Origin of the sequence: Neobacillus niacini (assembly GCF_030817595.1) — a bacterium.
In the GTDB taxonomy this organism is placed as follows: domain Bacteria; phylum Bacillota; class Bacilli; order Bacillales; family Cytobacillaceae; genus Neobacillus; species Neobacillus niacini_G.
The window spans coordinates 1,010,904-1,024,973 of sequence record NZ_JAUSZN010000001.1 but is presented as its reverse complement, the minus strand read 5'-3'; the positions used below and the strand labels follow the sequence as shown (position 1 = coordinate 1,024,973).

The following is a 14,070-nucleotide window of genomic DNA, read 5'->3' as shown; positions in this document are numbered from 1 at the left end:
GGGCATCCCTTCGCCAGACGTCTCGAAATATTGATCATCGTGATGGTCATCTGCCACCTATGGACGCGAGCAGACGGGTTGCGTTAGTCCTGTTTGTTATCTGCTGTTGGTGAAGTAACCTTTTTTGAAAAAATGGAATAAGAATTGCACTTCGGATGGAACCTAATGGAAGGGTATCCATAAAAAACCGAATGGAGTGTTACTACTTATGAGCAACAGATATGGGTTTCGTTTGGCAATGATTTTGACCCTTCTCCTAGGATTGACGATCTTCGGTACTAATGCCAATGCTAAAAGCGAGAATTCACAAGCAAATCCCCTAACAACCAAAACTAATCAAAAGAATCCTATAGACAAGAACGCCATTCGTCCGTTTCATGTGAATGTTCCGAAAGCGGAACTTACCGAATTGCGTAGACGTATAAACGCTACTAGATGGCCAGATCAGGAAACAGTTGCGGATACATCTCAAGGCGTACAGCTCGCAACAATGAAGAAACTCGCACGCCATTGGGCGACCGATTACGATTGGCGCAAAGCTGAGGCAAAGCTCAACGCGCTACCGCAATTTATCACCAAGATTGATGGGCTGGACATTCATTTCATCCACGTCCGTTCGCGCCATAAGAACGCGCTTCCGTTGATCATCACACATGGTTGGCCAGGATCGGTGCTAGAGCAGATCAAGCTCATCAGACCGCTGACCGATCCAACCGCTTACGGCGGGAACGCCGAAGACGCGTTCGACGTTGTCATCCCATCAATGCCCGGCTACGGTTTCTCTGGTAAGCCGACGAGCACCGGATGGGGCCCCGAGCGCATTGGCCGAGCCTGGACAGAGCTGATGAAGCGCCTAGGCTACACCCGCTATGTTGCCCAAGGCGGCGACTGGGGTGCAATTGTCGTCGACCAGATGGGTTTGCAGGCACCTCCGGGATTGCTCGCCATCCACACCAACATGCCTGCCACCGTTCCAGCTGATGTTGACAAGACTCTCCTGGCCGGTGGCCCAGCGCCATCAGGTCTCTCAGCTGACGAAAAGCGCGCTTATGAGCAACTAGTTAGAACTTTCAAGCAAGTTGAATACGCTAGGTTTATGGGATCTCGCCCGCAAACCTTATACGGCATTGCGGATTCACCAGTTGGCCTCGCCGCCTGGCTTCTCGACCACAATGATGCCGATGGTCAGCCGGCGGCGACGATCGCCTCGGCCCTGAACCGGACGACGAGCGCCACTGGCGAACTGACGCGTGACGAGATTCTCGACAACATCACTCTTTATTGGCTGACGAACACGGGGGTCTCTGCGGCTCGGCTCTATTGGGAATATAAGGGTGGCTATTTCAACGCCAAGGGCGTCTCCATTCCGGTGGCTGTGAGCGTTTTTCCCGGCGAGCAATATCAAGCCCCGAGGAGCTGGACAGAGAAGGCCTACCCCAACCTCATCTATTACAACAAGCTCGACAAAGGCGGCCACTTCGCGGCGTGGGAGGAACCAAAGCTTTTCACTGAAGAACTCCGCGCAGCATTCAAGTCGCTACGCTAATCGGAGTCAGGTGGAATACGCCCATACGTGGCGTCCCACGGCACACCATTAGGCAAACTTAGTTTTATGACACTTAAGAATAAAGAATTTACAGAACTTATCTGAAATTTAAAGAACTTACAAAACAATTAAAAGGACTTTAACTACATTGAGATTTTCCATAATAGAATCTTGTAGAGGTTTAATTTGTACTACCGTTAGGGTTGAACTTTATTTTTTCAACGCTTACGGTTTTTATTTTTTTTGATAATGATGTAATCGATTTTGTATCAATTCCTAGAAGATTTGTTTTGTCTATACTTGTAAATTTTAATATTAGTAACAGCATTATGTCCCCCAGTATTACTACATCGACTCTGTCAGGGACTATCCCAGCTTAAGGATATTATTGAAAAAATAAGAAAAGATATATACGTATTAGTGTTTTCTTTAGGGGGATGTTCAATGAGAGGGCTTAGAAAGCGGATGCGCATTAAACCTCTAAACATACAAGTGGATCATCATTCTGAATATGAGGAGAACAGCATGTTAACCTCTGATTTAGAACAAAATGAATTGATTTTTAAAAAAATATTCCAAAACAGTTCCGATATCGTATTCCGTAAAGTTCGGCTGGCTGGCGAAAATCATTGGATTGTTGTATACCTTGCAACTCTGGTTGATGAAAAGATGATTGACGAACATATTTTGAAACCATTGATATCTAAACGTTCAAAACAAGAGGATTTGATAAATGATAAAACAGAAGCTTTGGATGATCAATTTATCTCCGTAGGGACAACACTCATTTCATCCAAAGTAACTGACATTGTTAATCATGTGTTGAATGGTCATGCTGTCGTTTTTACTATCGGGGACAGCAATGCGATGATGGTCAAGGTTAACAGTAGTAAAGGACAGCGAACTCCTGAAGAGCCTACTTCCGAACCGGTCATTCGCGGGCCGATGGAAGGATTTATTGAGAACATTTCAACAAATATAGGTCTAATACGCAAAAGACTTAAAACATCCCGACTAAAAATGGAATCCTTTAAGCTTGGAGAGCTTTCTCAAACTGAAGTAGTCCTTACTTATATCGATGGTATTGTTTCCGAATCTGTAGTTGAGGAAGTTCGAAAAAGGGTCACTCGGATTCAAATTGACGGGATCCTCGATTCAGGCTATATTGAAGAATTTATTGAGGATTCTCCTTTCTCCCCTTTTCCATTAGTACAAAGTACCGAACGACCTGATGTTGTAGCCGCAGAGCTGTTGGATGGGAAAGTAGCCATTCTTGTCGATACCACCCCATTTGTATTAATTGTTCCCATGACATTCTGGACCGGACTGCAGTCAAGCGAGGATTACTATATTCACTGGACCATCGGAACTTTTGTGCGGTGGATTCGCTTCCTTTTCATATTCATCGCCATATTTGCGCCTCCTCTATATGTTGCGGTGACGACCTTCCATCAGGAAATGATTCCCACTAATCTCGTTCTGAGTATTGCATCGTCGAGGGAGGCGGTTCCTTTTCCGGCACTCATCGAAGCCTTATTAATGGAAATCATATTTGAGGCCTTGCGTGAAGCAGGGATTCGTTTACCCAAACAAATAGGGCAAGCGATAAGCATTGTAGGGGCATTGGTGATAGGACAAGCGGCTGTGCAGGCGGGAATTATATCCGCACCGGTCGTCATTATCGTTTCGATCACTGGGATTGCAGCGTTTACGATTCCACGATATAGTTTTGCAAACGGAATCCGTTTACTGCGCTTTCCGATGCTGTTCTTGGCGGGTACGTTTGGACTTTATGGCATTGTACTTGGGTTTCTGGGCATCTTGTTACATGTCACATCCCTTCGTTCGTTCGGAGTGCCTTATTTTACTCCATTAGCCCCGGTTACCTTTACGAATTTGAAGGACATATTCATCCGGGCACCTATATGGGCTAAAACCCGTCGTCCACAGGCAACAGGTTCTAATAACCCGGTCCGTGAACCGGCAGGTCAAAAGCCAAGTCCAAGCCAAGGGAAGCAGTCATCCGAGAACAATTAGGGCTTGTCTGGGGGGCAAGAAAGGAGAAGGACATCATAATGAAACCATTCCTGTACATTGGCTTACTACTTATAGTATTGACCACAAGCGGTTGTTGGGATCGTAAGGAAATTAATGATCTTGCGTTTATTTCGGGAACGTCATTTGATTTAACGGATGATGGGAAATATATATTATCGCATCAGATTCCAATCCCTTCTACCGCTCAGGCGGGACTAGGGGGTGGAGGAAGGCAAGAGACGTTTTTCGTCACATCTGCTACTGGGAGGAATGCCAGTGAAGCATTTCAAAAGCTTCAGAAAAAAACTTCCCGTACGTTATTTACCTCACACCGTAGCCTTATTTATGTAGGAGAATCGTTAGCCAAACATGGGATTGAGGATATTCTCGATGTTTACACCCACGATCCGCGTCAGCGGTTAAAAACATATATCATAGTTGTAAAGGGGGGCGAAGGGCGGGAACTTCTGCAAATTAAGTATCCCTTCGAACAAGTGCCTACCGAAGCAGTTAAGGAAATGGAAGCATTAGGAAGCGGGTTATCGGTTACGTTACGAGACTTTTTTTTAGCGGCATCAAGTGAAGGTATCAGTCCCGTTTTGGGAGTTATAGAGCGAGACGTTTCGTCAGAAGGAAGAAAAGAAAACAAAAGACTTTTTAAGCTGGGCGGTTCAGCCATTTTTAAGGATTTCAAATTAGTCGGTTTTCTAAACGAGAATGAAACAAATGGATTTCGTTGGGTTACAAATAGAATGAAGTATGGCGTAATCAACGCCAGTTTACCAGAAGATGATGGAACATTGGGGGTGGTTCTGGTCAATGCAAAACGAAAAATTACCCCGGAGATAAGTGGTGATAAGATCAAATTCAAGATTCAACTGCAAGGGGAAGGAAGTCTCTGGGAAAATAATTCCCCGCTGGATGTCAGTTTGCCGGAGAATCTTAGACTTGTACAGAAAGCATTCGAGAAATCGATCAGGGAACAAGTTCTAGATGCAGTATCCAAAGTCCAGAAGCAGTACAAAGTAGATAGTGTGGGTTTCGGCCAAGAAATTTACCGTAATAAGCCGAAACAATGGAAAACGTTGGAAGAACAATGGGATCATAAGTTTCCAGACGTAGACGTTTCGGTTGAAGTTAAGCTAAATGTACGTGGAACTGGGATGGCAGGTGCTCCTCTACAATTGAAAGAAAAGGAGATCAAAAATTGATCGTACAAATAGCGGGATATGTACTTTTATTGGTTGTATGGTCTTTTGTTAGAATACAATCCTTGCGGAGTAAGCAAAAAAACAAAGAAGCAGCAGTTTACGGTTTTTTAATGGGTGTATCATCCATTATCGGTTCCTTATTAATTGCCGGGGTTAACATACCGAGCATAGTTGTCCCGTTCAAAATTATTTTTGAACCCATCGGAAAAATGATTTTAATGCAGTGAATGGACCGCTTTTGATACTAGTATTAAAAGTGGACACAGGTAGTGGCGTCAAGATAGAATAAGTTGCTTACTGCCTCTGATATAAGGAAATGTATAAAGCAGAAGGAAAAAGGAATCTTGAGTTGGAGGAGGAAAACCACATCCTAAAAAATTCTATGTACATCTACATGCAAGAAAAGAGTGAGGGTTGCATTCATTCTGGCCCATAAGAATGAGTAGACGTATGAAGAGGTGTAAAATATTAGGTGTGTCATCCTCCGGTTATTATGCTTGGAAAAACATCAGGAACAGGAAAAAACTACAAAGAGAGAAATGGAATCGTGAATAGGATGTGCATTCTATTTCATTTTTACGATAATCTATCTGTGTTCGGCAACCCAAGAATCCATGATAGGCTTGTAAAACAAAACGTTATTAAGGTTTCTTCAAAGAAGGTGGTCAACCGCATGAAAGCTCTGGGGTTATTTGTCACTCCCTTTCAGAAAAGTATCTATTTTATTGAGAGAAGCCCACTTTTCTTTTTATTGTGTCTATTATGAGAAGTGACAACGGAATGATACTTTGTGTGATAAAACCAGTGAATGGATAAACGAAAGCAAGAAAAGCTTGAAGCTCTGCGCCATTTTTGAAAACCCAAACCGATCCAATGATGGACAAAAGTGTTATCGGAGCTACGATATCACGATAATTTCGAATGTTAAAAAGCTGGCTTATACTAAGACACAATATAAACAACGCTACCGAAACCTTCACAAAATTCCCCAACACCCACATCGCAACAGCGATGGCCTCCAGACGTTCAAATGAACCTTCAATGCCAATGTATTGCATGACACTTAAAACTGAATAAGTCAGTTTACCCGTTAATGGACCGAGGATCATAATCGCAAGTAATACAATGATAAATATAAAAATGGAAATGCTGAGAAAGGCAATCAGCGAGACCTTGCGAGCTTTTTTCGGCTGATTTAAATAAGGAAGGAGCCATCCCAATATAAACACTTGATTCATGAATGCTCCCGCTGGTATGACAGCTCCTTGCAATACCGGCAGTATTCCCTCACCTAAAAATGGCTTTAGTAGGGCGGGATCTGCTTCCCCAATCGCCAGAATCAAGATCGGAATCAAAGAAACCAAGATCAATGGTGTAAGAAACTCATTACATCTTCCAATGACCTCAATTCCCATAAAAACGGCTAGACCGCATAGGATCATTAACGTTAGACTTCCTACTATGGCTGGGCTTTTTGGTAAAAGAAGCGTTTTAATAAAAAAAGTATGCTGTATGACGATAACCGAAATAGACACAAACCAAAAATAAATGAAATAAAACCCCAAACATCTTCCTAACCATTTTCCGATGATTTTTGAACTGTATTGTATAATCGACAAACCCGGATAACGATTGGCGAGTGTAGTCAAGGCCCAAAGAGTTAATAAACCTGTTGTAGTAGAAGGAACCACGGATATCCAAGCATTCTGGTCTGCAAACATCACCATCCATCCGGGAATGGTTAAGATGGTGGTAGAAACGATAAAAGTAAAAAGTAATAAGCCGAGCTGAGTTCCCGTGATTTTTTCCGTTGTCTGCATTTTTACCCACTTTCTCCTTAACTTACATTGTTTGTTCCAAGTATTGACTTATCACTATACACTTATACGATTAAATAGAGATATGAGGATTTTCTTTTGAGGTAAAGCATACATTCCTCATCTGATGAAAATATTGGTAGTCCCTGCAAGTTCCATCGGTTACTGTTAAATTCATAGAAGATCGTTTTACTTAATTATGACTAAAACCACATCCGACTGACTTGACTATAGAGTCGTGGGAAGACGACAAAAGACAGAGGTAGATTAGACAACAGTACCATTCACCTTGTTTGTGTGTTTACCATGCTTATAATAACTAGTTTTTTCCATCTAATTTCTTAATGATTTCAATCGAAAATGATGTATTGTTAATGATTCGGAATACTTATACGATTATGTAGACTTTTAAAAATACAAAGGAGGTCTAGTTGTAAGTTGTATGATAACAGTGCTGCTTACAGAGTTATCATCTATTCAAATAAAAAGTTGAGAGGAGTTTCACCATTTGAGAAATAGTATAAGTAGGTTGAATTTTTCTTTAAGTTTACTAGTGTCTATCATTCTATTTATCAGCCTTTTCCTTCCCAGTATCGCAGTAGCACAAGGAGTTTCTCTTGAGAGTAAACTAATTTCAGAAATTAAAAACACATCTTATGTAAATAAAGTAGATTCTAAGCTTATTAAACAATTTAAAGATCAGGATCAGAACACTTTTATATTAAAGTTTAAAGAACAGGCGGATACCAATCGAGTTGCTATCGAAACAGCAGAAAAAGCAAAGAAACAGAAACTATCGGAAGTAAGTACTAAACTTCAGGTCCGTTCCGCTGTAGTTTCGTCATTACGAAATACTGCTCTAGAAACACAGACTGAAGTCATGGAGTATCTGGAGGAAGCAAAGCAAAAAGGAGAAGTGAAAAGCGTCCAATCATTCTATGTTGTGAATGCGATAGCGGTGACAGCAACCAAGGCTGTGATGGACAAATTGGCAGCATTTCCTGAGGTAGCTAAAATTCTTCCGAATGAAACGAGGCAAATAATCGCTCCGATCCAACCCAAGGAAAAAACCACCAATCTAAATTCATCAACGGTTGAATGGGGAGTTGAAAAAGTCGGAGCCCCTCAAGTATGGGATATGGGAATCGATGGAGCAGGAATTGTGGTAGCCAGTATTGATACAGGTGTTCAATGGGAACATCCTGCTTTAAAGGAAAAATACCGTGGCTATAATCCAGTGAATCCAGATCAACCAGATCATCAATTAAACTGGTTTGATGCTGTTGGAGGAAAAGAAGCTCCGTATGATGATAATAAACATGGTACGCATACGGTTGGGACCATGGTTGGCTCAGAGCCTGATGGGAGTAACCAAATTGGTGTTGCCCCAGGTGCGAAATGGATTGCGGTTAAAGCTTTCTCTAATCGCGGTGGTCAGGATGTAGATTTGCTCGAGGCAGGCGAATGGATATTGGCACCAAAAGATGCTGAAGGAAATCCCCATCCTGAATTAGCTCCGGATGTCGTAAACAACTCCTGGAGTGGTGGTCCTGGACTAGATGAATGGTATCGGCCTATGGTTCAAAATTGGCGGGCTGCTAATATCTTCCCTGTATTTGCAGCTGGCAATTCCGGTTCTTATGGGGAAGGATGGGTTGCCTCTCCAGCAAACTATCCAGAATCTTTTGCGGTTGCGGCAACGGATGATCAAAATGCCTTAGCGTGGTTCTCTTCCCGTGGACCAGCTCCATATGATGAAACGAAACCAGATGTTTCAGCACCGGGTGTCGATATCCGCTCAGCCGTCCCTGGCAATGACTATGAACTGATGAGTGGGACATCAATGGCAACACCTCATATTACAGGAATCGTAGCGTTGTTAAAGCAAGCAAATGCATCTCTCACAATTGACCAAATTGAGGACATACTGTTCAATTCAGCCATCCCATTGACAGACACAGAATTTCCTTCTTCTCCTAACTATGGGTATGGTCGTGGATTTATTAATGCTTACAATGCAATAAAAGGAAATAATAATGGAAATGGGAAAATTGAGGGTTTAGTTGTATATGATGGAAAAGATAAAGCAAATCCAACCTACCAACATACCTCTCCTGATTTTGTGTACGATCAGGTAGTGCTGCCATTAACAGTGGAAGTGCAAGACAATATCAGTGTTGAGACCGTAGAAATTCAGTATTTAGCTGGTCAACAATGGAAGACGGTAAAAGCAGGTAGAACAGCTGGTGATTTTAGAAACGGGACATATCAAGCTGTGGTTCCAGGAAAGGATGTAAAGAAAGGTACTTTTACGTATAAGTGGAAAATTGTTGATTATGGACAAAACCAAGTAACTTCTCCGGAATTTAATGCAGAAGTTAAACCTGCGATTACAATTGGTTATTTTCAAGATTTAGAAGCAGTTCCTGAAGGCTGGTATTCAGAAGGATATAATAACGATTGGGAATGGGGCAGCCCATCAGCAGGACCTGACAAAGCTGTCTCAGGACAAAACGTATATGGAACTAATTTGGAGGGACCATACTCTGATTTTTCGGAATCTTATCTCAATATGCCTCCTATAGACATACCTGAAAACGGTAATTCATACCTGCAGTATAAGCAATGGTATGACATTAGTCCGGATGGAGTCGACGGTTCAACCGATTTCGGTGCGGTCCTTGTCTCTACTGACCGCAAGAATTGGGAAGTACTATCTAAAACTGAAGCAACTAAATTTGGTGAAAATGGAGTACCACTAGAGTATTCTACAAATGGTTGGGTTAATGCAGAAGTGGATCTTTCTGCTTACGCTGGAAAAAGGATTTATATCAGCTTTTATATGTTTACATGGCTAACCGGGTTTGATTGGGAACCTCGTGATGGCTGGTACTTAGATGATATATCCTTAACGGACAAACCTCTTATGGGTAGTAAGGTAAACAAGGCAACAGGGGAGATCCATACAAAGAAACAACCATATACGAATCTAGCAGCTCCGACGTCTACAATGGTTAAGAATTCTTCTAGCCAACCCAATGTATTGCCAATCGGTGCAAAAGTGACGCTAATAGATTCAGGGTACTCAGTTGCAACTAATCCTGCAAATGGAAAGTTTTCCATGATACATAATGCAGGGGAATTCACTCTTCGTGCTGAGGCATACGGTTTTCATTCCAAAGACCAAGTCGTTTCAATTCCAAAGGACGGGATCGTCGAGGCGAACATTAATCTTCAACCTTTAGGGGAAGGAACGGTAGAAGGGGTAGTCAAGGATCAAACGACAGGGAAACCAATACCAGATGCCATCGTCTCTATAATAGAGGATGCCGCCATTACTCCAGTGAAAACGGATAGCAAAGGCAGATTTAAACTTACAGCCTATGAAGGTACCTATACGTTACATGTGTTCAAGAAAGATTATGTTTATAAAGATTATTCGATTACACTCTACCCTAAAAAGAAAACCAAACAGAATATTGAATTAAAACGGTTCTTGGGAACTCCTGGAGAAATCGGCTATGATGATGGAACTATGGAAAATTCATATTCTTGGTTCGATGCTAATAATGGCTTTGCGATAAGAATGTCATTGGAAGAAGGAGTCACCAATTCTTGGTTAACTGGTGGACTCTTCAAAATTAATACTGAATGGCCTAGCGCGGGATCAACCAGATTTCAAGTAGCAGTATATGATTCAACAGGTCTGAACGGGGCTCCTGGTAAAAGAATTGCAGGTCCAATTGACGCTGAAGCGCGGACGGATGGGGAATGGACTTTTGTTGATTTAACGGATAATAACATTTTTGTCACAGGAGATTTTTATTTAGTTTATGTACAACCTGGTGTCTTCAATTACTCACCAAGTCTTGGAAGTGATCAAAATAGCCCTTTCCATGACCGCAACTGGTTTTTTGAAGATGGAAATTGGAATCACAATTTAGATCCACAATATGGAAACATGATGATTCGAGCAGTCATGAACAATGAGAACACAGCTCCACAAGATCATTCGCAAACAAAATAGCTTTGGAACAAGTAAATTGGACTAGCTATTACAATCATTCAAGTTCAAGGCAAATAGCTTGTTGTCCATTTACAAATTTATTAAGATAGATTGATAGTTATCAGATAATAGTGACAGTTCACCATCCGCACGAATGCGTGAGCTGTCGTGTTATCATGATGATATTAGGTGGAAAGACAGCTAGTACCGTTCTCCAAGAAAAATGAAACGTAAAAGGGGTGAAAAATTCTTGGAACTTAGACAATTAGAATACTTCATGGCCCTTTGTGAAGAACTACATTTTACAAAGACTGCTGAAAAACTAAGAATTGGTCAACCTACCTTAAGCTATCAAATGAAATCATTAGAGGATGAACTGGGTGTTCGTTTATTTGATCGTTTAGGTAAAAAAATTGCGATTACCGAGGCCGGCGAAATCCTCCTTGAGCATTGCAAAAAAGTGTTCCAAAATTTACATTTTGCCACTGAACAAATAGCAGAGCTGCAAAATGTAAAAAGAGGGAAATTAGTGATAGGATCCCTTTCTGGTGACCTAAGTCTTATAGCCTCCAAGGTTTTGTTAGAGTTTCATACCGAGTACCCTCACATTCAGATCCAGTTTTTCTCGATTGATGATCCGGTAGAAAAGGTAAAACAAAACGAAATTGATTTGGCTTTAACCTTCATGGCAAAACCGGATGAAAGTTTTATCCAAATTCCTTTATACGAGGATGAATTTTATTTAGTCGTCCGTACGGATCATACTTGGTCTGTGAGAGACGAAATTGGGTTTCATGAAATTCGGAATATTCCACTTATATTAAATCCAAAAGGCCATTGTTTTAGGAAATTATTTGCGGATGCATGTCTATCTGCGGGGATTGTCATCCAGCCTATCATTGAATCAAGCGATTCAAAGGCGATATTGGAACTAGTCGAGGAAGGGATTGGGGCTACTATTATATCTAGTACACTCTTTTCGTTGGAGAATACAGGGAATTTAAAGGCTATTAAAATAACAAATCCAGCCTTCATTAAGGAAATTACTATTATCCACCATAAACAAAAATATATTGGAACAGCTGCAAAGGGTTTTATCGAAATATTAATGAACTTTATAAAAAAGAATAAGGCATTAGAGGAGAGCTCTATAGAAAGACAGTTAACTAAAGCTACACAATAGTTTTTTATTTGTTGCTATACACGAGAAACAGTATATTGACCTTGTTCTTATAATTAATCAAATTAACAGTTGGAATGGTAAATATAGCAACTGAAAAATAATTATACTCGAGCATCATAGTTTGTATTTGATGCCAATTTCATTTTTTCACTTACTTATGTGAGTATGAAAAATAATCCAGTAGGAGAATGGGAATTCAGAAGGGAATCTTTTTTGATATTTTTTTGGACAAAAAGAGACCAAATGGTCTCTTTTTTAAATTTATATACTAGCACATTTACTCAAATTAAAGTAATAAAGGTTATTAAATGGATATCTTAGAAATAGAGAATCTTTCTTAAGTATATCTCAGGAGGAGAAACAGCGTACTGAACTGGCAGAAACCTAGTGCAGACCAATATATTGACTTAAGATCATTTTCAAAAATGATATACAAAGTAGCTTATTTTCTCTAGGAGGGATATTGTGACATTATTACCGTACGTTGTTAGATATTTGATTATATTGTTACTAGTATTTTCATTCTTTTTAATGGGAGTAGGTTTCCTGTTTAATGATACTGGAGCCAGTGCAATTACTATATTAAAAGTATTTTGGTGGATTATACCCATTATTTTATTCTTTGGAATCAATGAGTATTTGATAAAAAGAGGGGTATTGCGTTCATTAAATCGTTTATGTATTTATGGAATATGTGTATTGGGAATTGGAATTTTAGTTATTATATTGTTTGTAGTCTAGTATCTCTTGACAGAAACGGTTCTAATGGTTTTTAATAAAAAAAGACCTATTGGTCCTTTTTGTAAAATTAATATAATTAGCACATGAATGGCGATTTTGAAAAAATTCGTTAAAGTAGGGAACATTACGCCAAAATCAAAGTTATTTGGAGGATTTTATATGAATCGTAGAGTCGTTATTACAGGTTATGGTGCCATCACACCATTAGGAAATGATGTCGCGACATTTTGGAATAACATAAAGAACTCAAAATCTGGCATTAAAAAGATTGAATTTGAAGGTTTTGAAGACATAACTACTAAAATTGGTGGAAGAATTGATGATTTTTCACCTGAAAATTATTTAGATAAAAAAGAGTTAAGTAAGTTTGATAAATTTGTCCAATATGCCTATGCAGCTGCAAAACAAGCGTTAGATCAATCTGGATTAAACGTTAATAATGAAGATGAAAATCGCCTTGGAGTGTACATTGGTTCAGGAATAGGAGGAATAGATACCGTTCTAGAGAATCATCAAACCCTTTTAGAAAAAGGCTCTAGGAAAGTATCTCCATTTATGGCACCGATGATGATCATAAATATGGCTGTGGGTATTGTATCAATTAAAACGGGATTTAGAGGTACAAGTTTTTCACCTGTATCCGCTTGTGCAACAGGTAATCATGCGATTGGTGAAGCATTTTTAAATATCCGACATGGATATTCTGATGCCATTTTAGCCGGTGGAACAGAAGCGTCGATCAATCCATTATCATTCGCAGGTTTCTCTAAAATGAAAGCCATGTCAACGAATAATGATTCACCAATTACAGCGAGTCGACCATTCGATAAGACAAGAGACGGTTTTGTTATGTCTGAAGGTTCTGGAATTTTGTTACTTGAGGAATATGAACATGCGAAAAATAGAGGAGCAACCATATTGGGAGAAATTATTGGGTATGGATCTACCACAGATTCTTATCATATTACTTCACCAGATTATAATGGTGCGGTTCGAGCAATGAAGCTAGCGATTGAAATGGCGAACATAGAAACAACCGCCATTGATTATATAAATGCACATGGTACGAGTACACCAGAAGGCGATAAATCAGAGACAAAAGCAATTAAAAATGTATTTGGAGAACATGCTTACAAGCTAAAAGTCAGTTCAACAAAATCAATGACAGGACATTTATTCGGTGCAGCAGGCGGAGTTGAAGCCATTATCACCCTTAAAAGCATTTCAGACAATTTGATTCCTGCAACCATTAATTATGAACATGCTGATGAGGAATGTGATCTTGATTATGTACCTAACAATCCAATTCATACGGAAGTAAATTACGCACTTTCCAATGGATTTGGTTTTGGAGGTCATAATGCTGTTTTAGTATTTAAGAAATTTAATGAGAGTAAATGACTGAGAAATTTAAGATGACTCAATAATTGAGTCATCTTTTAACGTTTAAGCAATACTTTCCTATGAAATAGTGCACTATTTAGTTATACTCAACCTTAAAATAAGGTAAACTAAATACAGTAACACTG

The 14,070-nt window shown here is 40.0% G+C and carries 9 protein-coding genes; 8 read left to right on the top strand and 1 reads right to left on the bottom strand.

Going from position 1 to position 14,070, the window contains the following annotated elements:
• Positions 1–208 precede the first annotated feature (208 nt).
• From QFZ31_RS05140 to QFZ31_RS05125, 4 genes are all read left to right on the top strand, one after another.
• On the top strand, positions 209–1,546 hold the full coding sequence (locus QFZ31_RS05140) for an epoxide hydrolase family protein (RefSeq protein ID WP_307301442.1): 1,338 nt from the start codon (positions 209–211) through the stop codon (positions 1,544–1,546).
• A gap of 444 nt (positions 1,547–1,990) precedes the next feature.
• Positions 1,991–3,583: a spore germination protein gene (locus QFZ31_RS05135; RefSeq protein ID WP_307301440.1), complete on the top strand. Its 1,593-nt coding sequence runs from the start codon at positions 1,991–1,993 to the stop codon at positions 3,581–3,583.
• A 38-nt stretch (positions 3,584–3,621) separates the two neighbouring features.
• Complete coding sequence (locus QFZ31_RS05130; protein ID WP_307301438.1) at positions 3,622–4,794, top strand: Ger(x)C family spore germination protein; 1,173 nt, start codon at positions 3,622–3,624, stop codon at positions 4,792–4,794.
• Positions 4,791–5,021, top strand: a complete 231-nt coding sequence (locus QFZ31_RS05125) for a hypothetical protein (RefSeq protein WP_307301436.1) — start codon at positions 4,791–4,793, stop codon at positions 5,019–5,021. The genes QFZ31_RS05130 and QFZ31_RS05125 overlap by 4 nt, the downstream gene beginning before the upstream one ends.
• Positions 5,022–5,516: 495 nt before the next feature.
• Here the strand turns inward: QFZ31_RS05125 and QFZ31_RS05120 are convergent, their stop codons facing one another.
• On the bottom strand, positions 5,517–6,614 hold the full coding sequence (locus tag QFZ31_RS05120) for a GerAB/ArcD/ProY family transporter (RefSeq protein ID WP_307301435.1): 1,098 nt from the start codon (positions 6,612–6,614) through the stop codon (positions 5,517–5,519).
• 505 nt (positions 6,615–7,119) lie between these two features.
• Here QFZ31_RS05120 and QFZ31_RS05115 point away from each other — a divergent pair.
• The 4 genes from QFZ31_RS05115 to fabF all read left to right on the top strand — a co-directional run bounded on the left by QFZ31_RS05115 (position 7,120) and on the right by fabF (position 13,942).
• Positions 7,120–10,638 (top strand): S8 family serine peptidase, encoded by a 3,519-nt coding sequence (locus QFZ31_RS05115; protein WP_307301434.1) that lies wholly within the window; start codon positions 7,120–7,122, stop codon positions 10,636–10,638.
• Between the two features lie 229 nt (positions 10,639–10,867).
• Positions 10,868–11,800, top strand: a complete 933-nt coding sequence (locus QFZ31_RS05110) for a LysR family transcriptional regulator (protein WP_307301432.1) — start codon at positions 10,868–10,870, stop codon at positions 11,798–11,800.
• A gap of 465 nt (positions 11,801–12,265) precedes the next feature.
• The gene (locus tag QFZ31_RS05105; RefSeq protein WP_307301431.1) at positions 12,266–12,541 is read left to right on the top strand and encodes a hypothetical protein; all 276 of its coding nucleotides are present in this window, start codon (positions 12,266–12,268) and stop codon (positions 12,539–12,541) included.
• Positions 12,542–12,700: 159 nt separating this feature from the next.
• Complete coding sequence (gene fabF / locus QFZ31_RS05100; RefSeq protein WP_307301429.1) at positions 12,701–13,942, top strand: beta-ketoacyl-ACP synthase II; 1,242 nt, start codon at positions 12,701–12,703, stop codon at positions 13,940–13,942.
• Positions 13,943–14,070 lie beyond the last annotated feature (128 nt).